The 25,520-nt window shown below is 66.8% G+C and carries 21 protein-coding genes; 5 read left to right on the plus strand and 16 right to left on the minus strand.

What is annotated here, in order from left to right:
• Positions 1 to 6 precede the first annotated feature (6 nt).
• The 8 genes from DXK93_RS10460 to DXK93_RS10495 all read right to left on the minus strand — a co-directional run bounded on the left by DXK93_RS10460 (position 7) and on the right by DXK93_RS10495 (position 6,438).
• Positions 7 to 1,335 carry a MinD/ParA family protein gene (locus DXK93_RS10460; protein WP_054453015.1) on the minus strand — a complete coding sequence of 443 codons (1,329 nt, stop codon included), beginning with the start codon at positions 1,333 to 1,335 and terminating at the stop codon, positions 7 to 9.
• Positions 1,332 to 2,693, minus strand: coding sequence for a type II and III secretion system protein family protein (locus DXK93_RS10465; protein WP_119450017.1), 1,362 nt, complete (start codon positions 2,691 to 2,693; stop codon positions 1,332 to 1,334). Before DXK93_RS10465 ends, DXK93_RS10460 begins: the two co-directional genes overlap by 4 nt.
• Before the next feature lie 65 nt (positions 2,694 to 2,758).
• The gene (gene cpaB / locus DXK93_RS10470; protein ID WP_119450018.1) at positions 2,759 to 3,718 is read right to left on the minus strand and encodes a Flp pilus assembly protein CpaB; all 960 of its coding nucleotides are present in this window, start codon (positions 3,716 to 3,718) and stop codon (positions 2,759 to 2,761) included.
• Positions 3,715 to 4,194 (minus strand): TadE/TadG family type IV pilus assembly protein, encoded by a 480-nt coding sequence (locus DXK93_RS10475; RefSeq protein WP_233564532.1) that lies wholly within the window; start codon positions 4,192 to 4,194, stop codon positions 3,715 to 3,717. The genes cpaB and DXK93_RS10475 overlap by 4 nt, the downstream gene beginning before the upstream one ends.
• A 13-nt stretch (positions 4,195 to 4,207) precedes the next feature.
• A complete protein-coding gene (locus tag DXK93_RS10480) occupies positions 4,208 to 4,669 on the minus strand; it encodes a TadE/TadG family type IV pilus assembly protein (RefSeq protein ID WP_082400878.1) in 462 nt (153 codons plus the stop codon).
• Entirely contained in the window at positions 4,615 to 5,136 is a 522-nt protein-coding gene (locus tag DXK93_RS10485; protein ID WP_082400946.1) for a prepilin peptidase, read from the minus strand. The genes DXK93_RS10480 and DXK93_RS10485 overlap by 55 nt, the downstream gene beginning before the upstream one ends.
• 142 nt (positions 5,137 to 5,278) lie before the next feature.
• A complete protein-coding gene (locus DXK93_RS10490; protein ID WP_054453678.1) occupies positions 5,279 to 5,479 on the minus strand; it encodes a Flp family type IVb pilin in 201 nt (66 codons plus the stop codon).
• A 128-nt stretch (positions 5,480 to 5,607) separates the two neighbouring features.
• Positions 5,608 to 6,438 (minus strand): MHYT domain-containing protein, encoded by an 831-nt coding sequence (locus tag DXK93_RS10495; RefSeq protein ID WP_054453023.1) that lies wholly within the window; start codon positions 6,436 to 6,438, stop codon positions 5,608 to 5,610.
• A gap of 608 nt (positions 6,439 to 7,046) precedes the next feature.
• Here DXK93_RS10495 and DXK93_RS10500 point away from each other — a divergent pair.
• The 3 genes from DXK93_RS10500 (at position 7,047) to DXK93_RS10510 (ending at position 11,070) form a co-directional block, all read left to right on the plus strand.
• Positions 7,047 to 8,645, plus strand: a complete 1,599-nt coding sequence (locus tag DXK93_RS10500) for a ShlB/FhaC/HecB family hemolysin secretion/activation protein (protein ID WP_370126546.1) — start codon at positions 7,047 to 7,049, stop codon at positions 8,643 to 8,645.
• A gap of 348 nt (positions 8,646 to 8,993) precedes the next feature.
• Positions 8,994 to 10,496 (plus strand): collagen-like triple helix repeat-containing protein, encoded by a 1,503-nt coding sequence (locus DXK93_RS10505; protein ID WP_233564533.1) that lies wholly within the window; start codon positions 8,994 to 8,996, stop codon positions 10,494 to 10,496.
• A gap of 28 nt (positions 10,497 to 10,524) precedes the next feature.
• Positions 10,525 to 11,070 (plus strand): MarR family winged helix-turn-helix transcriptional regulator, encoded by a 546-nt coding sequence (locus DXK93_RS10510; RefSeq protein ID WP_119450020.1) that lies wholly within the window; start codon positions 10,525 to 10,527, stop codon positions 11,068 to 11,070.
• Between the two features lie 43 nt (positions 11,071 to 11,113).
• On the opposite strand, the gene DXK93_RS10515 is transcribed toward DXK93_RS10510, so the two are convergent.
• From DXK93_RS10515 to DXK93_RS10545, 7 genes are all read right to left on the minus strand, one after another.
• Positions 11,114 to 12,811 carry an ABC transporter ATP-binding protein gene (locus DXK93_RS10515; protein WP_054453030.1) on the minus strand — a complete coding sequence of 566 codons (1,698 nt, stop codon included), beginning with the start codon at positions 12,809 to 12,811 and terminating at the stop codon, positions 11,114 to 11,116.
• Entirely contained in the window at positions 12,808 to 14,304 is a 1,497-nt protein-coding gene (locus DXK93_RS10520) for an ABC transporter permease (protein WP_054453032.1), read from the minus strand. Before DXK93_RS10520 ends, DXK93_RS10515 begins: the two co-directional genes overlap by 4 nt.
• A 5-nt stretch (positions 14,305 to 14,309) precedes the next feature.
• Positions 14,310 to 15,287, minus strand: coding sequence for an ABC transporter permease (locus tag DXK93_RS10525; RefSeq protein WP_054453034.1), 978 nt, complete (start codon positions 15,285 to 15,287; stop codon positions 14,310 to 14,312).
• A complete protein-coding gene (locus DXK93_RS10530; protein ID WP_119450021.1) occupies positions 15,284 to 17,518 on the minus strand; it encodes an ABC transporter substrate-binding protein in 2,235 nt (744 codons plus the stop codon). Before DXK93_RS10530 ends, DXK93_RS10525 begins: the two co-directional genes overlap by 4 nt.
• A 121-nt stretch (positions 17,519 to 17,639) precedes the next feature.
• A complete protein-coding gene (locus DXK93_RS10535; RefSeq protein WP_119450022.1) occupies positions 17,640 to 18,299 on the minus strand; it encodes a thermonuclease family protein in 660 nt (219 codons plus the stop codon).
• A 64-nt stretch (positions 18,300 to 18,363) separates the two neighbouring features.
• Positions 18,364 to 19,368: a magnesium and cobalt transport protein CorA gene (locus DXK93_RS10540; RefSeq protein ID WP_054453040.1), complete on the minus strand. Its 1,005-nt coding sequence runs from the start codon at positions 19,366 to 19,368 to the stop codon at positions 18,364 to 18,366.
• Positions 19,369 to 19,433: 65 nt separating this feature from the next.
• A complete protein-coding gene (locus tag DXK93_RS10545) occupies positions 19,434 to 21,539 on the minus strand; it encodes an ATP-dependent helicase (RefSeq protein ID WP_054453041.1) in 2,106 nt (701 codons plus the stop codon).
• A gap of 119 nt (positions 21,540 to 21,658) precedes the next feature.
• Here DXK93_RS10545 and DXK93_RS10550 point away from each other — a divergent pair, with 119 nt between their 5' ends.
• Positions 21,659 to 22,555 carry a DUF72 domain-containing protein gene (locus DXK93_RS10550; protein ID WP_054453679.1) on the plus strand — a complete coding sequence of 299 codons (897 nt, stop codon included), beginning with the start codon at positions 21,659 to 21,661 and terminating at the stop codon, positions 22,553 to 22,555.
• Here DXK93_RS10550 and DXK93_RS10555 read toward each other — a convergent pair.
• Positions 22,541 to 24,052, minus strand: a complete 1,512-nt coding sequence (locus tag DXK93_RS10555; protein WP_367648240.1) for a PLP-dependent aminotransferase family protein — start codon at positions 24,050 to 24,052, stop codon at positions 22,541 to 22,543. The genes DXK93_RS10550 and DXK93_RS10555 overlap by 15 nt on opposite strands.
• 96 nt (positions 24,053 to 24,148) lie before the next feature.
• Here DXK93_RS10555 and DXK93_RS10560 point away from each other — a divergent pair, with 96 nt between their 5' ends.
• Positions 24,149 to 25,414 (plus strand): 4-aminobutyrate--2-oxoglutarate transaminase, encoded by a 1,266-nt coding sequence (locus DXK93_RS10560; protein ID WP_119450023.1) that lies wholly within the window; start codon positions 24,149 to 24,151, stop codon positions 25,412 to 25,414.
• The last annotated feature ends 106 nt before the right edge of the window (positions 25,415 to 25,520 follow it).

Consider the following 25,520-nt stretch of genomic DNA (forward strand, 5'->3'; position numbering starts at 1 on the left):
TGTCCGTCAACCGACCACCATGCGGCGGTGCACGCCGGGCAGCCAGGTGGCCAGCCAGCCTGCCCGCCCGCCAGGCGAGTTCTCTTCGGCGCACAGGCGTTCCGCCAGCGCCTGCACCGCGCGCACGTAGACATCGCGTTCGGCCTCTTCGTGCAGCAGATGGCCCCGGTTCGTGCACACCATCAGGGGCAGCGTGCGGTCCGGCAGCGTGCCCACCAGTTCCAGCTGGAAGCGTTCGGCGATCTGCTGCGCCGTCATGCCGTAGCGTTCGTCATAGCGGTTGACGATCAGGCCCAGGCTGCGCCGGTCCACGTGCTGCTGCTCCAGCTCCTGCAGTACGCCGGCCAGCGACACCAGCGCGCCGACGCTCTGGTCGGTCACGATCCAGTTCAGCTGCGAGGCGCGCGCCAACCCCGACACGAATTCGGGATTGCTGAAACCGCCCGCATCGGCCACCACGACCGAGAAGTGCTGGCGCATGCGCTCGAACACCAGCAGCGAATCCGACTGCGACACGTCACGCATCTGGCCCAGGTCTCGCGGCAGCGACAGTACGCTCAAGCCGTTTGCCGTATGCGCCATGGCCGATCCCAGCAGCGTCGAGTCGAGGCGGCGCAGGTTGCGGGCCGCCTCGGCGAAATCGAAGTCGCCGCCGATATTCAGATAGAGCTGGCAATCGCCCACGGGCCAGCCCAGGTCCATCAGCGCCACGCGGCTGGACAAGGGCAGCGGTTCGCCGGAAGGCTTGGCCGCCTTGGCTCCCAAGGCAGCGGCGCGCTGGCCGTGCGCAAGCTTCAGGCGGTCCTGCACCATGCCCGCCAGATGCACGGCCAGGGTGCTGGCGCCCACGCCCGGACGCGCGCCCAGCAGCACGACGCTGCGGCGCGTGCCGTCCATGCGGCCATCGGACTGCCGGTCGAGCAGGCGCTGCACCACTTCCTTGATTTCCTGCGGCGCAACCGAGGGATCGACAAAATCGCTGACGCCTGCCCGCAAGGCGGCGATCGCCCCTTCCGGCTGGCTCAGGAAGCCCACCGCCACGCGCGGCAACGTCGGCGCAATGCGGGCCAGCAAGCGCGCCAGTTCGGCGGACTTGAACAGTTTGCCAGGCTCGTCGTCGCTCAGGGTGAAGTCCAGGAACACCACCTGCGGCGCGATCTCCGTCAGGCGCCGCGCCAGTTCCTCTATGCGCGGCGATTCCTGGGTCAGCATCCCCAGGTCGCCCAAAGCCTGTCCCAACTGCGCCGCAACCGCGTTGCCCTGGGAGCAGAACAGGAACCGCGTGCCGTTTTGCAGGCCCACCCATTCGCTGGCATGTGTCTTCATATTGCTCACCGTGAAAAGCCCGGCATCTGCTGGCCGCCCACCGGGCCGGTCAGGTAATAGCCCCAAGCGTTGAATGCCGTGTCCGTCTGTTCCTGCTTGGCTCCCGGCAGCGGCAGGGCCACGCCGCGCGCGATGGGGCGCACCAGGCGCGGCGTCACGACGATGACCAGCTCGGTGTCCTCCTGGGAGTAATCAACGCTGCGAAAGAACGCGCCGATGATGGGCAGGTCGCCCAGCATGGGCACCTTGTTGACCATGGCCTTGGTCTGGCGCGATACCAGGCCGCTGATCACGAAGCTTTCGCCATCGCCCAGTTCCACCGTGGTATCAGCGCGGCGCGTACGCAACGCGGGAATGATGGTGCTGGTGTCCGCGCTGGTATTGATGGCGATGCCGTTGGTGTAGTCGAGTTCGCTGGCCTCGGGCGCGACCTTCAGCGAGATGCGGTCGCGCGAGAGCACGGTCGGCGTGACGGTCAGGCCGATGCCGAAGGGCTTGAAGGTCACATTGACCGTGCCCAGGCCGCCGGCCTGCGGAATCGGCAGCTCGCCGCCGGCCAGGAAACTGGCGCTCTGCCCGGTCAGGGCCACCAGGGTCGGCTCGGCCAGGACGCGCGCCATGCCATTGGTCTGCAGCAGGCGCAGCCGCGCCGCAAAGTTGTTGGAGTCGTAGAACAGCGAGAAACCCGAAGCCAGCGCGCCGCCCAGACTGGCGGGCATCGTGGAGCTGCCGCCGCTCCAGGGGCCGTTGCTGGCCGTGAAGCTGATGCCGGCCGCCTTCATCACCGAGCGCGACACTTCCACGACCTTCACTTCCACCTGCACCACGCCGCCGGCGCCTGCGGTGGACATGTCCACCACATTCTTTTCCCCGCCCACGGCGGATGCTGCCATGGTGGCTGACGCGATCTGCCCCAGCTGCGATTCGGCGTGGCCCGACACCACGGCATGGCCGTCGGCGATGTCCACGTTGGCGCCGCCGCCCAGGCCGCGGCTCGCCAACGCGCCCTGCACGCTGCCGCCGACGCGGACGTTCCATATCTGCGGCGCCGCATTGTTGCCGGACCAGACCTGCAATTGCGTGGTGCCGGGCTTCTTGCCATAGAGCAGTACTGAGCCCGCGCGCTTGCCGGAAGCGGGCAATACCTTCACGTCCGCCACATCCGGGTCGCCGATGGCGATGCGCGTGGGCGCGCCGCCATCCAGCATGAGGGTCTGCTGTCCCTTCACCGCCATCGAGATGTCGCGGGCCGGCGCATTCGCGCCTGCCGCGGGCGCTGCGGTCTGTGCCAGGCCTAGGGCGCCATGCATCATCGCTGCCGCGCCCGACAGCAGGCAAATCATGGTGGTGCGCTGATGTTTCTTCATAGTGCTGGACCCGATGATGGAATAAGTCCGGCTGCGGCCAGCGCCTGGTCCGCCCGCAGCCCCGTTCAATAGCGCACGCGCTCGGATTTCTCTCCTCGGATGATTTCCACAGTCCTGCCGCCGCCGGAACCCTGGGGCCGGCCGGCGGCGCGGGCGGCGGGCGCCAGCGCCGCGGCCGTCGTGCCGTCCAGTTGCACCAGGCTCTCGCCGGCATAGGCGCGGTTCGGTCCCGTCAGCAGCGATTCGCGCTGCGCAGGGGTCAGATCGGCCCGCACCGGCAGCACCGTGCCGCGCTGGGCGAACAACTGCGCGTCGGGCATGCTGTCATCGCCCACCGGGCGCAAAGCCAACTGCAGGCGCCCGGCGCGGCTGGCCAGCATCAGCTCGTTGACGCGATCGACCGGCACGGCCAGCACCGCGGTGCGCGCCGGCTGGCCGGGACCGCCCTGTTGCAGCGCCGACTTTTCGTCCGGCCCTTCCACCGTCGCCTTGCCATACGCCAGCACGCGCACCTGCGACTGCAGCAGGCGGGCCTGGCCGACGGCCACTTCGGCGCTTTTCTCGATCATGAAGAACACGTCCACCATGTCGCCGGGAACGATGCGATTGCCGCCGCCGATCACTTCGTCCACCGCGATGGCGACCGCGCGTTCGCCCGGTTTGAGCTGGCGCGCCAGGCCCTGCGTCAACAGGCTGGGCACTATCGGATCGCCTGCGGCGATGTCGACCTTCGTCACCGCGCCCTCCAGCGGCGCGACGTCGGCAAACCCGCCGGACAGTGCAACCTGCCACTGCGCCACCGTCAGCATTCTTGCGCTGTCGATGCGCGAACCGGCCGGAATCGGCTCTCGCGCCACCACCACCGGATGGAGTTTGAGCGGTTCCGCCGGCGTCGCCGCGACAGGCGCAGGCGCCACGCTGGTCGGGGGACTCGCGGGCGCCGAGGCCAGCCGCCAGGCCACGAAGGCCAGCACCAGGCCCGCCACCAGCAACATGCCCGCGATGATCTTGCTCAGACTGCTCATGGTGTCCCCTGCGATATCTGCACGACGGCCTGCGAATGCAATCTGTTGGGTATCCAGTTCCGGTTCGTGCCCGGCAATGCCGTGATCAGCCCTCGCACGGTCTCCAATAGCGGCCAGGACTGCGTGTTGTAGGTCATGGCGACGGTGGCGCAATCGGCTGGCCTGCCGCCCGCCCCAGTCCATGCACACGGCGCGCGCGTGGTGCTGCACAGCACCGCCGAGCCGGCGGAAAAGGTGCCCATCGCCGCCAGGCAGGCCGCCGCAGGCACATCGGCCTGACCACTGAAGCGGGCGTAGACCGCGGCGCGCGCGCCGTCGGCCGCGGCGGCGGCCAACTGCTGCTGCATCCAGAACAGCGCGCCGAATCCGACCACGCCGCAGATGAAGAGCAGCAGCAAGGTGAGCGTCAGCGAAAACTCCAACGCCGCGATGCCGCGCTGGCCTTTGCGTGAAGTCTGGCCGGCAGGGAGTTGCACGCAGGCTCGCATCTCAGCCTCCCCCGCCCAGGGCATTGCCCAGATGCACCGTGGCGCGCGCACTCAGCACGCTGGAGGCCGGCATCAACGCCGCCTGCAGCAGCGGCACCGAGGGGATGAGCGGATGGGCCCCATAGGCGTAGGACACGGTGACTTCGATCTGGTCCTGCGCCAACGGCATGCCGCTGCAGGCGCCGCCGGCCGCGCTGCTGAGCGCGCCCGCGCTGCCGCAGACCGCCACCTGGACCGGCGCGGCGGACATCGTGCTGATCCACTCCGCCTGGTACAGCGCGGAATCGCGGCCGGCGTCGGCTCGCGCCGTCAGCGACGCGGAACCCGCCTGCCACTGCAAGACCTTGCGCGCGCCATCCTGCGCGGCCAAGGTCACGGAATGCTGCGCGGCGACCACCAGGGAATATGTCAGGATCCCGTAAAACACCAGGAAGAACACCACGAATACCAAGGCGAACTCCACGGAATAAGAACCGCGATGCCGGCGGCGAGGCCCAGATACGCGGCATAGGGGATCTGCCGCGCCCGGTTGCTCAGCGCCCAGACCCGGGACACCGCCAGATACAGCAAGCCATGCAGGCCGGCCAGCACGCTGGCCAGCGCCAGCGTCACCATCAGCGGCGCGAAGCCCAGCAGCAGTCCGAGCACGGCGATGGCCTTGATATCCCCTGCTCCCATGAGACGCCTGCGCCACAAGGGCAGGAATGGCGCCGCGACCAAAAAGCCGGCCAGCGCCATCCACCATCCCGACCATCGCGGCGGATAGGCCCAGCCAGGCGCCAGCAAGGCCGCCAGCAGCCATAGCAATTGGCCCGCAAGTCCCGCGATGATCAGCCGGTTGGGGACGCGGCGATAGCGCAGATCGGCGTGGATCAGCGCCAGAATCCAGCATGTGAACAACAGCCACCACAGCACTACCCCTGGATACAAGGCTAAGACCTTCTGAAAAAACGAATGCGACAACGGGCGCGCCGGATCGGCGCGGACTCCTTCAAACAAGTGATGCGATGTTGCGGGCACGCGCCGCGGCGGCAAGCGACTCACCGCCGCCACGGCGCGAACGGGTTGCGGCTCAGGTCGGAGGCGGGGTGGTGGTACCGGTCTTGGCGTTGTCCAGCTTGGTGCCAAGTTCCTCGAACATGCCCTTCAAGGACCCGGTAAACGCCCCCACTGCGACAATGAGGGCGACCGCCACCATTCCCGCGATCAGCCCGTACTCCAGGGCGGTGATGCCGTCTTCGTCATTCCAGAACTGCGCAAGTGTCGCTTTCATGTCGAGCTCCATGGGTCTCGATTGATGACTGGGGCCGTTCTTCAACATTCTTCAAGAAGCAGGGCCCCCTAAAGCCTGGAACTGCCTGCGCGCCGCCGTGATTCCCGCGGCGCGCGTCCAGGGTCCAGCTAACCCGGCCCTGGCGTGGCTCCGGGCAATCTGTCCGGAGCCGCGCCAGGTGCCGATTCAATGATCGAGTCGATGCGCTGCGCCGTGCGCGCGCGAAAGCGTTCGGAAGCGCGCTGCAAATGCCAACGCATGAGGAACAAGGTGACGATCGAGAGCGCGAAAGCGATGTATGGCAGCTTGGCGCCGCCGATATGCAGGCCGACGGCGTCATTCTGGGTCGTGCAGATGACGGCGCCGGCGGCCGCGCCGGTGTAGTGCATGCCGCAAACCGCGATGGCCATCAAAACGGCTGCGCCGATGCGCTGGCGTTCATTCTGGGTATTGAAGGCAAGCCACAAGGCCGCGGTAGCCGCGATGACGGCGATCAGCACCGACAAAACCACCAGCGGCAGGTTCCAGAGCAATACCGCCGGCATGCGCGCCGCGCTCATGCCGACATAATGCATGGAGGCCACGCCAAACCCTGCGGCACAGCCACCGACCAGGCATCGGAGAAAGCTGAAACGTTCGCGGCCGACATACCAGAACGCCCAGCCGGAAAATCCTGCGGCAACCACGAAACTGAGTATCGTCAGGCCGACCTGGTAACCCACTTCAAACGGCAGGTTCTGCGCCAGCATGCCGATGAAATGCATGCTCCAGATACCCACGCCGCCCATCGCCACCGCGCCGATGACGATATAGCCGATGCGGATTTCGCCGTCCTGGGTTTCTGCCCGAATACCGGCTGCGGCCAGCAGGGCCACATACGAACCCAAGGCGGCGATCAGGAACGAAAGCGCCACCAGACCGCCATTGAATGAAAGCGGAACGATATCGCCCGGGCTCATGAATGCCCCGCTTGTGGCGAGCCATGACGGCAATACGCGGCCGTCAGGCAGTTGCAGCAATTCTTGCGGTAATCCCCAGCCATCTTGACCTCCGGGCGGGCCACACATTTTGCGTATTTTTGATACGTATCTTTAGTTTATATATTGCCAAATCATACACATCAGGGTTTTCACTGAATTTCGCTATATTGCGACATAAGATGTGTAACGAACGCTCCTAAGTTTTCGAAAACATTATTAAATCCGGCTGAACGGCGGTTATCTTGACCCGAAAATAGTTTCCGCAGCGGAAGAATATTCCGAAATAATGTCGACGCGATGAGCCGAGGGAGGCGGAATTTGAAATTAATTGTCATTCTGCCGGGATTGCTGGCACCATATGCGCACCGGCAAATGCAACTTTTTCCTAACACTGTTGCAGCCCTTTTCCATCCGATACTCGATCGGGATCAGCTATCCGTTCAGAAGCGCCAGCGGAAATGAGAGACGAAAAAGGCAAGAGACGCATGTTTCCGGCGAGTCCGATTTGCCTCGCCCTCTTGTGCATATTGGCGGCCAGCTCTCAGGCCAGGGCGGAAGGCCCGCTACGCGGCAACCCGGTGGACGCCATGCCGCGGCTGGAGCGTCCGCCCTCGGCAACGCAACCCCCGCCCTACGTCCAGACCGCAACGCCGGAACAACTGGCCTTGCAGGCCCGGCTGGCTCAACGCATCGTGCCGCGCAATTTCGACGTCAGCGGCGTGCGCGCCATTCCATTCGAGGAAGTGTCCGGATTGCTCAGCCCTCTGGCTGGCAAGGAAATCAGCCTGGGCGAGCTGGTCCAGGAAGTCGACAAGATCACGCAGCTCTACCGCGACAAGGGCTTTCCGCTTTCCTTCGCGCTGCTGCAGAACCAGACCTTTGCCAACGGCCTGGTGGTAGTGACAGTGGTCGAGGGCTACATCGCCAACGTGCGGATCGAAGGCGACATCGGCAATGCGCAGGACCGGCTTGAAGCGCTGGCCGCGCCGATGCAGGAAGAAAGGCCGCTCAAGCAGGCCACGCTGGAACGTCAGTTGAACCTGATGCGCACCGTGCCCGGCGTCAAGTTCACGCCCAGCCTGGATTTGCCACGCCGCGCGGACGGCGCGACCGAACTGGTGCTGGCGGCCAGCCGCCAGCCCGTCAGCCTGACCGGCGGCATCGCAGACCTGGGCACCGGCATGCAGCCCATCGTGAACCTGGCGACCAACAGCCTGACGCCCCTGGGCGAGCAAGTGAAGCTGACAGCCTCGGTGCCCTTCAATACCGATGACGTGAAGTACGTGTCGGGTGAAATCCGCGTGCCGATTGGTGCGGACGGCCTGGCGATCAAGATCGACGGCTACCACTACGACGCCCGGCCCCAGGACGACGCGATCGAAATGCTGGGCTTCGAACGCCGCGTGAAGAACGACCGCATCGGGGTTGGCGTGAGCTATCCATTCCTGTTGAACAACACCCGATCGCTGACGGGAACGCTGGGCGTATACGCGGCCAATTCGAAGGACCGGTACGAGGCACACAGCACCGACCGGTGGCTGCAGCAGGATGCGCAGGTGCGTGCGGCGACCGCCGAAATGCGCTACATCCAGGTGTCCGAGACCAAGGCCACCGACGTCACGTTGAGCGTGGCCAAGGGGTTCGACGCGGCGGGGGCAAAGAAGGACATCGCGACCAACTACGGTTATTCCGCCACCCCGCTGCTGGACCTGGACTTCACCCGCTACAACCTCAACGCCAGGCAGACCTTCGTGCTGCCCGCCCAGATCGGCCTGGTTTTCTCGGGGGCGGCGCAGTACTCCAGCAATATCCTGCCGTCGTCCGAACAGATCTCGTACGGTAGCTGGCGCTACGCCATGGGCTATCCGCAGGGCGACCAAAGCGGCGACAAGGGCGTCGGCGTATCGGCGGAAATCAATCGCCGCTTCGGCGTGGGCTGGGAATACCTTTCCAGCGTGCAGCCCTACGCCCTGGTCGACTACGCACGCACTTGGTACAACAACAAGGACCTGCAGACTTTGAACCAGCGGCACCTGTCTTCCGTGGCTCTCGGCTTGCGCTTTACCGACGACAAATACTATCTGTTCGATTTCAACGTGGCCAAGCCGGTGGGATCGGCCACCGTGAACGACAACCGCGACGTGCGCTTCAACGCCAACTATTCGCTGTTTTACGACGCGTTCTAGCCGTCCTGAACAGCGCGCCCGCCAAGCCGATGAACGCCCGCCATGACGGGCGTTTTTTCTTGGGCGACGCCACCGGCGTTACGTAACGCCCGCCGTAACGTTACGTCGGATGGGCGGCTTTCCGTAACATTCGCAGGCTCCTGGCGATCGCAAAAATGAGGATTTTCCAGATTTAAGGAAAACCCTTAATCACCGCCATATCCCATTGATAATGAAGCGATTTATTTCCTCAGAATTTACCGAAGCAGGCGTCTTGAAGCGGGCCTGAAAAATCTTGGCATGGTTTGTGCATGAGGAAGCGTATCGGGTTGTTTCGACGCCTGACTCTTCCAACCAAAGGAGCTCGCCATGCATACCCATTCCGACACGCGCCGCCTGCAACGCGTCCTGACCGCCACCGTCCTTGCCACCGCGCTGGTAAGCGCCCTGGCCGCCTGCGGCGGTGGCGGCGGCGGAAAGAAAACCGCGGGCCTGCCCGGGACGGACATTCCGACCAATCCTGGCGGTGGCGGCCTGGATCCCGGCGGCGGTCTGAACCCCGGCGGCGGCACCAACCCTGGCGGCGGCACCGACCCGGGCGGTGGTACCAATCCCGGTGGCGGGACCAACCCCGGCGGCGGGACCAACCCCGGCGGCACTGACCCCGGAGGCGGCACCGATCCTGGCGGCGGCACCAACCCGCCGCGCGTGAGCGGCCTGCTGGAAACCACGTTGGGCAATACCGGCGCGGCGCTCGACAACACCCTGCCCCTCAATCTGGACACGACCTTGAGCGGCGTGGGCAAGGCGCTGGATCCCACGATCAAGCCGGTCGCCGACACCGTCGTCGGCCTGACCCAGCAGATCGGCGCGACTACCGGTCTGGGGCAGCCGGCCGACGGCATCGTCCGACAGGTAGGCGGCCTGGTCAGCGACCTGGGCGGCAACGTCAAAGGCTCAGGACTGCCCGGAGGCCTGGGTGCCGGCGTGGGCGGCCTCGTGGACGGCCTGGGCAAGACCGTGGCCAGCACAGGCGGCCTGCTGAACGCGAATCCCAACAATCCGAATCCCCTGACGACCGTGCTGGGCAACGCCACCGGCGCGGTAGGCGCCTTGACCGGAGCGCTGTCGGGCCAGGGGGGCCTGTTGCAGCCCATCACCCAGGTGGTGGGCGGAGTGACCGGCGGGGTGCTTGGCGGCCCCACCACCCCGCTGCTCGAGCCCGCGCTGGGCAATGTCGGCAAGACGGTCGACAACGTGCTGCCGCTGGGCCTGCAGCCCGTGCTGGCCGGGGTGGGCGGCGCGCTCGATCCCACCGCCAGTCCGCTGGCCGGCAAGGTCACGGGCCTGACGCAGCAAGTGGGCGATGCAACCAAACTGGGCGCGCCAGTGGCCGGCCTGCTGACCAGTCTGGGTGGCACGGTCACGAATCTGGGCGGCGCGTTGCCGGGCGGCACGCCGGGCTTGAACGGCGTGCTGCAAGGACTTGGCGGCGCTGTCGCCAGCGCGGGCGGTTTGCTGCATGCCACGCCGGGCAACGCCAATCCGCTGGGTTCGACGCTGGCCAACGCCACGGGCGCGGTCGCCTCGCTCACCGGCGGTCTGGGCCTGGGCGGAGTAACGGGCGGCTTGACCGGCGGCGCCAACGGCACGGGTGGCCTGCTGGCGCCCGTGACGGGTCTGCTGGGTGGCGTAACCGGAGCCGTGGGCGGCGCGACTGGCGGCGCCAATGGTGGTCTGCTGGCTCCGGTGACAGGCCTGCTCGGCGGCGTGACCGGCGCCGTCGGCGGTACGGCTGGCGGTGCGGCGGGAGGCGCTGCTGGCGGCGGACTGCTGGGCGGACTGCTCGGCGGCCTGGCCGGCAAGAAGTAATCCATCGCAACCGCCAGGAACCCACATCATGCTGCAACAACAGACCTACTTTCACCACGAGCATGTGACCGGCATGGCTGAATCAGCAGTAAGCAACCGGCGGTCCGGCATGCTGGACGAAATCGTCCTGCTGCTGGGCCGGCAGTTCGCCGCCTACAACGCGGCATGCCAGTCGGCCCTGGCGGAGAAGCTGGGCATTCCCCTGGCGGATCTGAAGGCGCTGGAGCTGGTCATGGAGTTCGATGCCCTTCCAACCGGCCATCTGGCCCAGTTGATGGGCATCAGCTCCGGCGGCGCGACCGCCTTGATCAACCGGCTGGAGGCGGCCGGTTATGTCCAGCGCGGCCGCCACCCGCTGGACCGCCGGATGATCGTGATCCGGCCGGTCGAGGAATCGTGCCAGGCGCTGGCGCAGGAACGGCAGTGGATCGCCGAGGCCATCGCCACGACGGCGCGCGGGTATGACACCGCGGAACTGGAGGCAGTGCATGCGTTCCTGACGCGTTGCGGCCGCAACCTGAAGCGCGACACCCTGGCCTGGCTGGAGACAGGCAGCGCGCATCAGGCCGGGTAGCAAGACGGCGGGGGCCTCTGCCCCCGCTGCTTCGAACGCCGGATCAGGCCGCTTCGCGCGGCCCGAAGTGCAGGCGCGGCACCGCGGCCAGCAACCTGCGCGTCATGTCCTGGCGCGGTTCGTGCAGAACCGCATCGGCCTGTCCCAATTCGATGATGCGCCCGCCGTCCATGACGGCGATGCGGTCCGCCAGATATTCGACCACGCCGAAGTTGTGCGTGATGAACAGGTAGGCGATGCCCAACTCTGCCTGCAGCTCGCGCAGCAGGTCCAGGATCTGGGCCTGCACGGAAACGTCCAGCGCCGATGTGGGCTCATCGCAGATCAACACTTTGGGCTCGACCGCCAGCGCCCGCGCAATGGCGATCCGTTGACGCTGGCCGCCCGAGAATTCATGCGGATAGCGCGCCAGGGTATTGGACGGCAGGCCCACACGCTCGATCAGCCTTGCGGCGTGCGTGCGGCGCGATTCCTTGTCCATGCCGCTGCGCAGGGACGCCAGCCCCTCATCCAGGATGTCGCCCACCCGCATGCGCGGGTCGAGCGAGGCATAGGGATCCTGGAACACGATCTGGATGTCCTGCCTCAGGCGCTGCAGCGTGCGCCGGTCCGCGGACAGCACGTCCTGCCCTTGCAGCATGGCCCGGCCTGAAACGCGTGCGCCGTCGATCAGGCGCAGCAGCGCCTTGCCCGTGGTGGTCTTGCCGCAGCCGGACTCGCCCAGCAAGGCCAGCGTCTCGCCCGCCTTCAGGGTGAAGGTCACGCCATCCACGGCCTTGACCCAGCTTGCGATGCGCCGCAGCGGCCCCTTGCGCACGGGGTAATGGACCTTCAGGTCCTGCACGTCCAGCACCACTGCCGCTTCGCCCGCCTGGGCGCTGGCGGCCAGCCGGGCCTCGTCGCGCGCCATGGCCTCGCGGCCGCTTGCCGTGAGCGGCGTGCCGCGCTTTTCAAACGTGGGGATCGCTTCGAACAACTGCCGCGCATAGGGATGTTTGGGTGCGCGGAAGAATTCCTCGGCGTCGGCGCTTTCAACGATCTCGCCGCCGCGCATCAGCGCCACATGATGGGCGACGTTCTTCACCACCGCGAGGTCGTGGGTGATCAGCAGCACCGCCATGCCCATTTCCCGCTGGATGTCGGCCAGCAGGTCCAGCACCTGCGCCTGCACCGTCACGTCCAGCGCGGTGGTGGGCTCGTCGGCGATGAGCAGCACGGGCTCGGCCGCCAGCGCGATGGCGATCATGACGCGCTGCTTCTGGCCGCCCGAGAACTGGAAGGGATAGTCGTCGATGCGCCGCTCGGGCTCCGGGATGCCTACCCGCCGCAGCCAGTCCACGGCTCGGGCGCGCGCCGCCGCGCCACGCAAGGGAGTATGGGCGATCAGCGTTTCGATGATCTGGTCGCCCACCCGCATGACCGGGTTCAGGCTGGTGGACGGCTCCTGGAAGATGATGCCGATGCGCCCGCCGCGCACGCCGCGCATGGCGCTTTCCGGCAGGCGGTTGAGGTCTTCTCCGTCCAGGTCGATCTGTCCGCCCACGATGCGGCCGGCGTCGGGCAGCAGGCGCAGGAGCGCCAGCGCCGTCATGCTCTTGCCGCACCCCGATTCGCCGACCAGCGCAAAGGTCTGGCGCCTGGAGATCGCCAGCTGCAGGCGCTTGACCGCATGCGTCATGCCGCTTTCGCCGGCGATATCGACGTCCAGGCCGTGCACTTCAAGCAAGGGAGCCTGGCTCATGGCGCATCTCCCGGACGGGACTGGCGCGTATCGGTCGCCAGGGCCGTACGCGGTGCGCGGCCGAACAGGCCGAACCGCGCCATGCGGCCAGGCTTGTAGCGGCGCGTACGCGGATCGAAGGCATCGCGCACCGCGTCGGCGAACAGGTTGGCGGCCAGCACCAGCGCCAGCATGAACAGGAATGCGGTCAAGAGGTTCCACCAGATCATCGGGTCTCGGGACATTTCCAGACGGGCGCCATCGATCATGGAGCCGAAGGAGTTCATGCTGGGATCCACGCCTATGCCCAGATAGGACAGCACCGCCTCGTACAGGACCAGGCCGGAAAATTCCAGCACCACGGTAATCAGGACCAGATGCGCCACATTGGGCAGCAGATGGCGGGTCATGATGCGCCAGTGCGAGACACCGAAGGCCCGCGCCGCCTGCACGTATTCCAGCTCGCGCAGCTTGAGGGTTTCGGCGCGCAGCAGGCGGCACAGCCCGGCCCAGCCCGTGAAACCCAGGATCATGCAGAGCAGGAACAGCCGCAGGTCGGCGCGCGCGGCCGAGGTGTCGAACAGGTCGGCGTGATTGTCGATGTACACCTGCATCATCAACGCGCAGGCGGCCACGAGCAGCACGCCTGGAATCGAGGTGATGGTGGTGTAGAGATACTGGATGCCGTCGTCGACCTTGCCCTTGAAATAACCGGCGGCGATGCCGAAGACGATGGCCGGCGGCAGCATGGCTATGGTGGTGAGGCTGCCGATGACCAGCGCGGTGCGGATGCTCTTGAGCGCCTGCCACAACACGTCGTTGCCGATGCGGTCGGTGCCCAGCGCGTGATAGCCGCTGGACAGGCCGGCCAGGGCGCCCGCCGTCAGGCACAGCAGCGTGAAGGTGACGGCCATGGCGCGCCAGGGCACGTCCGAAGCCGCCTCCTCGGCGGCCCTTGCGGCGCGCCGCCTGGCCAAGCCCGCATACATCAGCCCGATCACGACGGCGGACACCGCAAGCCCTGCGGCCAGGCCCAGCCCTAGCCGCTTGGCGACATCGCCCAGGTGGTCGCGATCGGCGTCTTCCAGATGCACGCCCGCCCCTCGCAGCCGGGGAAAGTCGCGCACCGGCTTGTCGTTGACGAGCATGGTTTCCTTGGTGAACTGCCGTATCGCCAAGGGCTCGGAATAGGTCTTTTCCGGCGTCGTCAGCACCGAGCCGGTGAGCAGCCCGTCCAGCGCCGAGCGCACCGCGGGCGCATAGGCCGGCGGTGCGTCGGCGGCCGCGCCGGGGGCCGGCGGCAGCAGCGGCCGGTAATGCACCGAGTCCAGCAGACCCACCACCACGAACGCGGCCAGAATCACCGCCGAGCACATGGCGGGCGTGTCGCGCGCCACGCGCGCCCAGGTCGCGCGCAGGTTCGGGCTGCGCCGCACATGCCAGACATAGGCCAGCGCGCCCAGCACCATGAGCCACAGCGCGATATCGGTCCAGAGGAAGACGAACTTGGGCATGGCGGCTACTCGAATCGGACGCGGGGGTCGGCCAGCGTGTAGGAAATGTCGGCCAGGATCAGCCCCACGATATAGAGGGCGGCGCCCAGGAACACCATGGCGCGCACGATGGAGAAGTCCTGCGCGTTGATGGCGTCGATGGTGTAGCTGCCCAGGCCGGGAATGCCGAAGAAGGACTCCGCGATCAGGCTGCCCATGAAGAGCAGCGGCAGCGCGGCCACCGTGCTGGTCAGGATGGGCAGCATGGCGTTGCGCAGCACGTGCCGGAACAGCACGATGCGTTCAGCCAGGCCCTTGGAGCGTGCGGTGCGCACATAGTCCTTGCCGATCTCCTCCAGGAACAGGGTGCGGTAGAAGCGCGCCTCCGGACCCAGCCGCGACACGATCGCGACCAGTACCGGCAGCGCCAGGAACTTGACCACGTCCAGCCCGCCCGAAAAGCCCGAGAACGGCACCAGCCGCAGCAGCTTCGCAAAGACCCATTGGCCGGCGATGATGTAGAACAGGCTGGAGATGGACAGCAGCAGCACGCAGACCACCACGCCCCAGAAATCGAGCCGCGTGGCGCGGAAATACACCAGCGTCAGGGAAAAGACAATGCTGACGAAGAGCCCCAGGAAAAACGTAGGCACCGCCAGCGCCAGGCTGGGGCCCATGCGCGTCTTGATCTCGCGGCCGATGTCGCGTCCGCCGTCCGACGCGCCGAAGTCCATGACCAGCAAGGGCACCGAACGCTGGTAGAACACCGTGTCGGTCAGCTGCGCCGCGCCTTGCGCCTTGGCGTTGAAGAACAGCGGTTTGTCGTAGCCGCGCTCGACCTTCCATTTCTCCACGGCTTCCTGGTTGGCGCGCTGCCCGCCGATGGCCAGCCGCGCCATGTCGTCGGGCGTATTCACGGCGAAGAACAGGATGAAGGTGAAAAGATTCACGCCGATCAGGATCAGCACGCCGTACAGCAACCGGCGGATCACGTAGCCGATCATGATTGATGCTCCTTGCCCAGGGCCGGCGCGAATGCCGTCTGCCGTTCACGCCGCTTCAGCGCCACATACGACGGCCATATCGCCAGCGCCAGCAACAGCGCGAACAGGCCTATGGGCCACCACCTCGGATAGTTCCACTCGTCGATCTTCTGCTGCCGCAGGACCGGGTCTATCTTCATGTACTGCAGCGTATTGCGTACCATCTGGGTCGGCTTGGCATTGCCGACCCATTGCTGGTAGGCGCCGCCCGACATCGGAAAATAGCCGAACATCCAGGGCGCGTCGCGCTGCACGATGGCGGTCATCTTGGCGATGAGCTGTTCCTTTTCAGGGCCATCGTCCAGGAACTTCATCTGCTCGAAGAGGCGGTCGTATTCGGGGCTGGCGTAGTTGGCCGCGTTCTCGCCGCCGCCCTTGGCCTTGGCGTTGGGACCGTACAGCAGGAACAGGAAGTTCTCGGCGTCGGGATAGTCGGCGTTCCAGCCCCACAGGAAGATCTGCGCGGACCCGCGCATCATCTTGTCCTGGAAGCGGTTGTAGTCGGTGGCGCGCACGTCCAGCTGCACGCCGATCTTGGCCATCTGGCGCCGCATCCAGTCGAACTGCGGATTGGAGCCGCCGCCCTGCATCGAGTCGTAATAGAGCACCAGCGGCGCGCCGGTCTTGGCGTTGCGGCCGTCTGGGTAGCCGGCTTCGGCCAGCAGGCGGCGGGCCACGTCCACGGACTTGCGCACGGGCTTGCCGTCGACCAGGTTGTAGACCACCGGGTTCACGCCCTCGGGCGGTTCGCGGTAGCCGAGCACGCCCGGCGGCACCGGGCCGTAGGCCACTGAAGCCTGGCTGTTTTCGAACACCGCGACGTACTCTTCCCAGTCGAAGGCGATGCTGATGGCCTGGCGCAGCTTGCGGTTCCGTTCTTCCTGCTCCGGCGTGTCGCCCTTGCCCACCACCGGGTCCAGCCAGTTGAAGCCCATGTACCAGTTGGCGGTCTCGACGGTCGTGGGCAGCTTGATGCCGTGTTCGTTGTACAGGCGCGCCTTGTCCTGGCTGTCGCCCGCCGCGACCAGCATGGCCACGCCGTACTCGCCGCGCTCGATCTGCGGCACGTCGTAATAGCCCTGCAGGAACTTGCCGGTCAGCGGGATGGCTTCCTTTTCAACGCTGAATTCCGCGCGGTCGATGAAGGGCGTGGGCTTGCCGCAGTCGGCCAGCAGCCCCGCGGCCGCGTCGCCGGGCTCGCCTTCGCAGGGATAGGGTTCGCCGTGGAAGTTGGGGTTGCGGCCCAGCACGTGGCGGCGGTTCTGCAGCGACTCCACCAGCATGTAGGGGCCGGTGCCGACTGGCCAGGTATTGAACGACAGGTCGTGCGCCGCCATGCCGGGCTGGCTGTAGAAGCGGTCCGCCTCCCAGGGGATGGGCGCGGTGAAGGTCATGGCCAGCCAGTACTTGAACTGCGGGTACTTGCCGTTCACGCGGATGCGCAGCGTGTGCGGATCCAGCGCCTGCACGCCCGTAAAGCCGTCGGCCTCGCGCAGGTCCAGCCAGGGCGCACCGGCACCGCCCGGCATGTCTTGCCGCAGCGCCTGGTCGCGCTGGCGCAACCGGTCCGCATACTCCTTCAGGCCCGTCACGTGCTCGGTCATGAGGCTGGAAATCGGCGACACCACGCGCGGGCTGACCAGGCGCCGGAACGCGTAGACGTAATCGTCGGCCGTCAGTTCGCGCGTGCCGGTGCGCGGGAAATCGGGAATGTAGAACTTGTCGTCCAGTTCGCCCGGCGCCAGCGGAAAGTAGTCGTAGCTGCCATCGGTCTTGCGGGCGAATGCCGGGTGCGGCGCGTAGCGCGCCCCCGGCCGGATCTTGATGTCGTAGATGCTTTGCGCGATCTGCTCGCCGGGCGCGTCGGCGGGCAGCGTATTGCCCTGCGCATCCAGGTAGACGGGCGGGTCGATCGACGCCGCCGCGCGCGGCACCAGCTCGTAGGGCCGCTTCAGGTAGTGGTAGCCGTACAGCGTCTCATAGATGTTGTACGTATAAGGGGTCTCGTCGCCGGAATAAGAGCTGGCCGGATCCAGGTACTTCGGAGATCGCTTGACGAAGGCGGAAAACAGCGTGTTCTGGCTTTCGGCGCCGGACGGATAGGGGCTGTTGATGGGGCTTTCTTGCGAGCAGCCCGCCAACGCCAGCGACAGCAGCATGGCCGCCGCCCAGAGCCGCTTCAATGCACGCATGGAAACCTTCCCTTCGAATCGTTGCGACAGAGGATAGCAAACACGGGCCGGGGACCATACCCAGGCATCCCCCAGGGCTGGCGGCGCTCGGGCGCGGCGTTCCGGGCCGGCCAGCGCGGGTTCAGCCGCACTGGCGCTGCCGCCAGCAGTCGTAGCGCCACTTCCAGGGTTGCATGGCGCCGGGCTGCGCCCACAGGCCGCGCCCGGCCGCCTTGGCCTGGCGCTGCAGGTCCGGCATGGCCTTGTCGCGCAGGTAGTCGCCCTGGCGCGCCGTATAGGCCCAGGCGTAGCCGGCCTCCACCTGCAGTCGGTTGGCCGAACGGCCGTCATCCAGGATCAGGGCGCAGACTTCCCGGCCGTACTGGTCCTTCTCGTAGCATTGCGCGCTTAGCGTCTTGCCCGCGACCAGGCCGGCCAGGTTCTTGCGCGCGGCCTCGGCATAGGGTTGCCCGGGCTGGTCGGACCCGTGGCCCTCTTCGGGCGCATCGATACTGTCCATGCGGATGCGGTGCTGACCGTCGGACGCGCGCAGCGTCACGGTGTCGCCGTCGGCCACGTTGACGATCATGCCGGTAAGCGTATAGCTGCCCTGCGGAATGCCGCCAGCCAGCGTCGCGCCGGGCCGGCCCTGGGCTGAAGGCGCCTGCCGTTCAGCTCGGTCCTGCCCCTCTCTTCCCGAAGGCTGCAGCCAGTTGACGATGGCGCCTGCCGCCGCAAGGATCACGGCGACGATCAGGGCGGTCAGCTTGCTGCCGCCGCGTAAAGGGGATTTGCCACGCACCAGCCAGGCTCCAGGAAGGAAAACGCAGGCAGTTTGCCATAAAGGCGAGGCGTGGAGTCGCCCGCTACAGCCACCCCGACTTGCGGAAGCGCCAATACAGGACCGAACAGATCGACACGATGACACCCAGCGTGATCGGATAGCCCCAGGGCGATTTCAGTTCGGGCATGAATTCAAAGTTCATGCCGTAGATGCCGGCAATGGCCGTGGGCACCGCCAGGATGGCGGCCCAGGACGCCAGCTTGCGGGTGGTGTCGTTCTGCGCGGCCTGGCCTATCATCAGGCTGGCTTCAAAGGCGAAGGCCAGGGATTCGCGCAGCGAGTTGAAAAGTTCATCCACGCGCAGCACGCGGTCGGCGACCTCGCCGAAATACGGACGGGCATGCTCGTCCACCGCGGACATCTCGACCCGCGCCAGGCGTCGGCAGATTTCGGCCAGCGGCGACACCACGGTATGGATGCGCAGCAGGTCGCGGCGCTGCCGGTACAGCCTGCGGATGTCCGAGTCCTTGGCGCCTCGGATCAGCAGCTTCTGTTCGGCGCCTTCGACCACGGATTCGATCTTGCCGGCGGCGGCTACATAGCGATCCACCAGCCAGTCCAGCAGTTCGGAAGCCACATAATCGCTGCCGCGCTTGAGCAGGTCGGGCGAGGCTTCCAGCCGTTCGCGCAAGGGGCTATGGCCGGCGGTGGCGCCGCGCCGCACCGTGACCAAAAAGCCATCGCCGATCAGGAACTGGGTCTCGCCGAAGATGGGGCGCTCGGCCTCGACCTCGACCGTGATGGCGACGATGAGGATCATGTTGCCGTAGTCGATGATCTTCGGCCGCCGGTGGGATTCCAGCATTTCTTCCTGGTTCTTGTCGCAGGCGCCGAGTTCGCTGGCGACCTTCGCCAGCACTTCCGGGCGCGGATTGCGCAGGCCGATCCACAGCATGCCGTGGTCCTGGCTGACGTACTGGGCGACTTCGTCGATGGGAACCTCGCGTTCCCGCCGTCCGTTCACATAGGCGATCGATGCGACGACCTCTCGTTTCGAGTCGTCGGCGGTATGTTCTTCAGTAGACATAAACACCCTTTTGCAATGCGATCCCTGCCGGACAGCTTATGCGTATCGGCCGATGATAGCCCAGCCTACGAGAACAGGTTCCGCACCCGCTTGGCCACGTCCACGCTGGGCGCTTGAGGCTCCTTCGGCGCGGCGCGCCCGGCGGGCAGGTCCGGCAGCTTGGGCAAGTGATCGAACAGCGGCAGCATCGCATTGGTGATGTAGCGCGTGCGCGATCCATAGACGTGCCGGTCGCCCATGCCGGTCTGCTGGTGCACGTAGAAGCGCTGCGGCACGATGAGCTGCAGGCGTTCCTTGGCGCGTGTCATCGCCACATACAACAGGCGGCGCTCTTCCTCGATTTCCTCGGCCGTGCCGGTGCTCATGTCCGACGGGATGCAGCCGTCCACCACGTTCAGGACATAGACCGCCTTCCATTCCTGTCCCTTGGCGGAATGGATGGTGGACAGGATCATGTAGTCCTCGTCGCGATGCGGCGCCCCGGACTCGTCGCTGGTGGCGTCCGGCGGATCCAGCGTCAGTTCGGTCAGGAAGCGTTCGCGCGAGCCGTAGCCCGCGGCGATGCGCACCAACTGGTCCAGGTCGGCGCGGCGCACGCGCGCATCGTCATACAAGCGTTCCAGCTGCGCGCCATACCAGCGCAGGGCCAGGTCCACGTCGGCGGGCCATTTCAGCGCGGGGTCGCACAAGGCCGCATACGTATCGGCGAAAGCGCCCCACTCTTCCTGCGCCGCCGCGCCCGGCTTGAATTCGCGCAGCGCGCGCAGCGGTTCGGCGGAGGCGGACATGGCGTCCATCAGCTTGCCCGCCGTGGCCGGGCCGATGCCGGGCAGCAACTGCGCCACGCGAAAGCCCGCCATGCGGCCGCGCGGATTCTCCGCCCAGCGCAATAGCGACAACAGGTCCTTCACGTGCGCGGCCTCCAGGAAGCGCAGCCCGCCGAACTTCACGAAGGGAATGTTGCGGCGGGTCAGTTCAAGTTCCAGCGCGGCGCTGTGGCTGGCGGTGCGGAACAGCGCCGCCTGCGACTTGAGCGTGGCCCCGCCTTCGCGCTGCGCCAGCACCTGGTCGGCCACCCAGCGCGCCTGGCCGGCTTCGTCGCTGACCGTCACCAGTTCGGGCAGCTGGGACGACTGGCGATCGGTCCACAGGTCCTTGGCGTAACGTTCCGTGGCCAGGCCGATCACGGCATTGGACGCGTTCAGGATGGGCTGGGTGGAACGGTAGTTGCGGTCCAGCGTGATGACCCTGGCCGGGTTGGGAAACTGGTTCGGAAAGTCCAGGATGTTGCGCACCGTGGCCGCGCGGAACGAATAGATGGATTGGGCATCGTCGCCCACCACCGTCAGGCCGCGGCCGTCGGGCTTCATCGCCAGCAGGATGGCGGATTGCAAGCGGTTGGTGTCCTGGTATTCGTCCACCAGTACGTGGTCGAAGCGCGCGCCCACGTCGGCCGCGATGCCGGGGTCGCCCATCATCTCGGCCCAGTACAGCAGCAGGTCGTCGTAGTCCAGCACCTGCTGGTCCTGCTTGGCCGCGACGTAGGCGCGGAACAGGTTCTTGAGTTCGTCTTCCCATTGGGCGCACCAGGGGAAGGAGGTCTTCAGCACGTCGGCCACCGGGGTCTGGCTGTTGACCACGCGCGAATAGATGGCGAGGCAGGTGCCCTTGAGCGGAAAGCGCGACTTGGTGGACGACAGGCCCAGTTCGTGGCGCACCATGCCCATCAGGTCCTCGGCGTCGCCGCGGTCGTGGATGGTGAAGGCCTCGGACAGGCCGATGCGTTGCGCGCAATCGCGCAGCAGGCGCGCGCCGATGGCGTGGAAGGTGCCGGCCCAGGGCAGCGACGGCGCCTGCTGCGTGGCGCGCAGCCTCATCACCCGCTGCAGCACCGAGCCCACGCGCCGCTCCATTTCCAGCGCCGCGCGGCGCGAGAAGGTCAACAGCAGCATGCGCTGGGGATCGGCGCCGGTCAGGATCAGGTGCGCGACCCGGTGGGCCAGCGTATTGGTCTTGCCCGAGCCTGCCCCGGCGATCACCAGCAGGGGGCCGTCGTCTCCCGGCGCGCCGGCCACGCCGAATTCGGCGGCCTCGCGTTGGGCGGGGTTGAGATCGGCCAGGGGATCGGGGCGTTCGGCGGACGGGTTGGACGTATCGGTTTGGTCGGACATGGGGCGGGGCCGCAGCAAGGCAGCCGCTGAAAACGGCGAGCCCGGACATTGCCGGGCTTCGGATGAACACTGTATATTTATACAGAATTTTTTCAATAAAGTCTGATTCGCCTGTGGCCATGCGCCTCTTGACCGGCACCGCCTCCTGGACCGATCCCACCCTGCTGGCCTGCGGCCGCTTCTACCCGCCCGAGGTCCGCAGCGCCGAAGCGCGGCTGCGCTTCTATGCCTCGCGCTTTCCCATGGCCGAGGTCGATTCCAGCTATTACGCCATGCCCACGGCCGAAAACGCCTACTTGTGGGCGCAGCGCACGCCGGACGATTTCGTCTTCAACATCAAGGCCTTCCGGCTGTTCACCGGCCATCAGACGCCGCTATCCGCGCTGCCCGCGGACATCCGGCGCGAACTGCCCGATTGGCCGGAACCCGTCATTTACCACGACCGCATGCCCGCCGACCTGCGCGATGAACTCTGGCGCCGCTACCAGCTTGCGCTGGAACCCTTGCGCATGACGGGCAAGCTGGGCGCGGTGCATTTCCAGTTTCCGCCCTGGATCCGGCGCGACGCGCGCGGCCGGGCGCGGGTGGCCGACTGCGCGCGTCGCATGGAAGAACACCTGGTGTCGGTGGAATTCCGCCACCGCAGCTGGTTCGAGTCGCCCTCCGCCACCACGGACACCCTGGCCTTCGAACGCGATCTCGGCGTGGTCCATACGGTGGTCGATAGCCCCCAAGGCTTCGACAACACCGTGCCCGCGGTCTGGGAGTGCACCCATCCGGAGCTGACGCTGCTGCGCCTGCACGGACGCAATACGGCCGCCTGGAACGTGTCCGGCGCCGCGTCCTCGGGCCGCTTCCAATACGAATACTCGGAACAGGAGCTGGCCGAACTGGCCGAGCGCTTCGCGCGGCTGGCGGCGCAAAGCGCCCAGGCGCACGCGGTGTTCAACACCAACTTCGAAGACCAGGGCATGCGCAACGCCGCGGCCTTCGCGGCGGCGCTAGCGCCCGCCTGACGCCGCCAGCGCGACGGACGCGCGCGCCACTTCGTTCAGGCTGTCCAGCAGCACCTCGAATTTGCGCGCAATGTCGTGCTCCGGCACGCAGGCATAGCCCAGCAGCAGGCCCGGCCGGCGGCCCTCGTCGTTGACGTAGTAGCGCGACAGCGCGCGCGTAAGCACGCCCTTGCTGCGCGCCACATCCACCACGCGCAGATCGTCCATGTCCTCGGGCAGCGTCAGCACCAGATGCAGCCCCGCCATGCTGGCGTCGCGATGCAGCCAATCCGGCCCCAGCCTGCGTTCAATCAGATTGACCAGCATGGCGCGGCGGCGTCCGTACAGCATGCGCATGCGGCGGATGTGGGCGGCGTAGTGGCCTTCCGAGATGAACGTGGCCAGGGCCGCGTGCGTCATCAGGTGGCCCTCGCGGTAGAGCTCGGCGTGCGCTGCCTGGAACGCGGCGGTCAGGGTCTTGGGCAGCACCAGGTAGCCCACGCGCAGGCCCGGATACAAGGTCTTGCTGAAGGTTCCCATGTAGATCACGGGCGCGTCGGGTTCCAAGCCCAACAGCGAAGCGATGGGCCGGCCGGAGAAGCGGAATTCGCTGTCGTAGTCGTCTTCGATGATCCAGCTGCCGCTTTGCCGCGCCACCGCCAGCAACTGGCGCCGGCGCGTCAGCGACATGACCGGCCCCAGCGGATACTGGTGCGAGGGCGTGACGAAGATGAAGCGCGGCGGCGTGCCCACGGTCTCCGGCAGGCGCATGCCCTCCTCGTCCACCGGCAGGTGCACGGTGTGCAGGCCGTTGGCCTGCAGCACGGTGCGCGCGCCCCAGTAGCCAGGATCCTCGACCCAGGCGGTCTCGCCGGCTTCGCCAAGGATGCGGGTGGTCAGGTCGATGGCCTGGTGCGAACCTTCGGTGATGATGATCTGCTCGGGATCGCAATCGATCGAGCGCGTCAGCGCCAGATGCTGCGCCAGCGCCTCGCGCAGGGCCGGCAGCCCGCCGCCGTAGGCGTAGGTCAGCAGGTCGGGCGAGGGATTGCGCCACAGGGCGCTGAAAATGCGGCCGAACTTCTTGTGCGGGAATTCGGTCAGGTCTGGCACGCCGGGCATGAAGGCGCCCCACTGGTAGGGCGAGGCCGAGACGCCGTCGACGATGGCGGCGCCGCGCGGCGACAGCGCCGGGCGCGGCTGCGCGGGCGGCGGCTGGCGCTTGCGCCGGCCGCTGGCCAGGTAGGAATCCGGCACCGAGGCGTTGACGAAGGTGCCGTTGCCCTGGCGACTGCGGGTGTAGCCTTCAGCCAGCAGTTGGCTATAGACGTGGACCACGGTGTTGCGGGCGATGCCGAGCTCTGCCGCCAGGTCGCGCGAGGCGGGCAGGCGCGAGTCCGCGGCAATGGCTCCATCCAGGATGGCTTCGCGGATGCCGCGGTACAGCCGCTTGTTCATGGGCTCGCTGGAGCCGTCCGCCAGCCGCAGCTGCAGCAAGTCACCGACTATGGACCGCAATTGGTTCTACCCGATTTATAAAAGTGGTTCCCACAAATGGGGCCATCGTAGCATTAAATAAGGTTTTCCCGCCCCATCATGCTCGCAGAGGCTGAGATGAAGAATCAGGACCTGAATACCCGCCGTTCCCTGGCCACGCCCCGCGGCGTCGGCGTCATGTGCGACTTCTACGCGGTGCGCGCCGAAAACGCCACCCTGTGGGACGCCAATGGCAAGGAATATATCGATTTCGCAGGCGGCATCGCCGTCCTGAACACGGGCCACCTGCACCCGAAGATCAAGGCCGCGGTCTCCGCGCAGCTGGACAACTTCACGCACACGGCCTACCAGATCGTGCCGTACGAAGGCTATGTCTCGCTGGCCGAGCGCATCAACCGCCTCGCCCCCATCGACGGCCTGAAGAAGAGCGCCTTCTTCACCACCGGCGTCGAAGCCGTCGAAAACGCCATCAAGATCGCGCGCTCGGCCACCGGCCGCTCGGGCGTCATCGCCTTCTCGGGTTCGTTCCACGGCCGCACCATGCTGGGCATGGCGCTGACCGGCAAGGTCGCCCCGTACAAGCTGTCTTTCGGTCCGATGCCGGGCGACATCTATCACGTGCCCTTCCCCAACGCCACCCAGTCCATCACCGTGGCGGACTCGCTCAAGGGGCTGGACCTGCTGTTCAAGTGCGACATCGATCCCAAGCGCGTCGCGGCCATCATTCTGGAACCTGTCCAGGGCGAAGGCGGCTTCAACATCACCCCGCCGGAACTGATGACGGCGCTGCGCAAGATCTGCGACGAACACGGCATCCTGCTGATCGCCGACGAAGTCCAGACCGGCTTCGGCCGCACCGGCAAGCTGTTCGCCATGGAGCACCACTCGATCCAGGCCGACCTGATCACCATGGCCAAGAGCCTGGGCGGCGGCTTCCCGATCTCGGGCGTGGTCGGCCGCGCCGACGTCATGGACGCGCCTGCCGCCGGCGGCCTGGGCGGCACCTACGCCGGCAACCCGCTGGCGGTTGCCGCGGCGCATGCCGTGCTGGACGTGATCGCCGAGGAAAAGCTGTGCGAACGCGCCGTCACCCTGGGCGACAAGCTGCGCGCGCACCTGGAAGGCCTGCGCGCCAAGGTGCCGGGCATCGCCGACGTGCGCGGCCTGGGCTCCATGGTCGCCCTGGAACTGAACGATCCCGCCACCGGCAAGCCGGACGCGGAAGCGGTCAAGCGTGTGCAAGCCCGCGCCATCGAAAAGGGCCTGATTTTGCTAAGCTGCGGTGTGTACGGCAACGTCCTGCGCTTCCTGTACCCCTTGACCATCCCCGACGCCCAGTTCGATCGCGCGCTGGCCATCCTGTCCGAGGCGCTCGCCGCCTGACGCACAGGACCTGAACTACCGGTATTCCGGCGGGCAGGCACAAGTTTTGCGGGCGTAGCGGATCTGCCGCCACGCCCGCAAGCGTTTCCTGGCCCACCGCTTCCCT

The organism is Achromobacter sp. K91 (assembly GCF_003576205.1).
Taxonomy (GTDB): domain Bacteria; phylum Pseudomonadota; class Gammaproteobacteria; order Burkholderiales; family Burkholderiaceae_B; genus Achromobacter; species Achromobacter aegrifaciens.

Coding starts and splice junctions, on each gene's coding strand:
- DXK93_RS10465 (WP_119450017.1), bottom strand. CDS start 2,693: ATGAAGAAACATCAGCGCACCACCATGATTTGCCTGCTGTCGGGCGCG.
- cpaB (WP_119450018.1), bottom strand. CDS start 3,718: ATGAGCAGTCTGAGCAAGATCATCGCGGGCATGTTGCTGGTGGCGGGC.
- DXK93_RS10490 (WP_054453678.1), bottom strand. CDS start 5,479: ATGAAAGCGACACTTGCGCAGTTCTGGAATGACGAAGACGGCATCACC.
- DXK93_RS10495 (WP_054453023.1), bottom strand. CDS start 6,438: ATGAGCCCGGGCGATATCGTTCCGCTTTCATTCAATGGCGGTCTGGTG.
- DXK93_RS10500 (WP_370126546.1), top strand. CDS start 7,047: ATGCCGCGGCTGGAGCGTCCGCCCTCGGCAACGCAACCCCCGCCCTAC.
- DXK93_RS10505 (WP_233564533.1), top strand. CDS start 8,994: ATGCATACCCATTCCGACACGCGCCGCCTGCAACGCGTCCTGACCGCC.
- DXK93_RS10510 (WP_119450020.1), top strand. CDS start 10,525: ATGCTGCAACAACAGACCTACTTTCACCACGAGCATGTGACCGGCATG.
- DXK93_RS10515 (WP_054453030.1), bottom strand. CDS start 12,811: ATGAGCCAGGCTCCCTTGCTTGAAGTGCACGGCCTGGACGTCGATATC.
- DXK93_RS10520 (WP_054453032.1), bottom strand. CDS start 14,304: ATGCCCAAGTTCGTCTTCCTCTGGACCGATATCGCGCTGTGGCTCATG.
- DXK93_RS10525 (WP_054453034.1), bottom strand. CDS start 15,287: ATGATCGGCTACGTGATCCGCCGGTTGCTGTACGGCGTGCTGATCCTG.
- DXK93_RS10530 (WP_119450021.1), bottom strand. CDS start 17,518: ATGCGTGCATTGAAGCGGCTCTGGGCGGCGGCCATGCTGCTGTCGCTG.
- DXK93_RS10540 (WP_054453040.1), bottom strand. CDS start 19,368: ATGTCTACTGAAGAACATACCGCCGACGACTCGAAACGAGAGGTCGTC.
- DXK93_RS10545 (WP_054453041.1), bottom strand. CDS start 21,539: ATGTCCGACCAAACCGATACGTCCAACCCGTCCGCCGAACGCCCCGAT.
- DXK93_RS10550 (WP_054453679.1), top strand. CDS start 21,659: ATGCGCCTCTTGACCGGCACCGCCTCCTGGACCGATCCCACCCTGCTG.
- DXK93_RS10560 (WP_119450023.1), top strand. CDS start 24,149: ATGAAGAATCAGGACCTGAATACCCGCCGTTCCCTGGCCACGCCCCGC.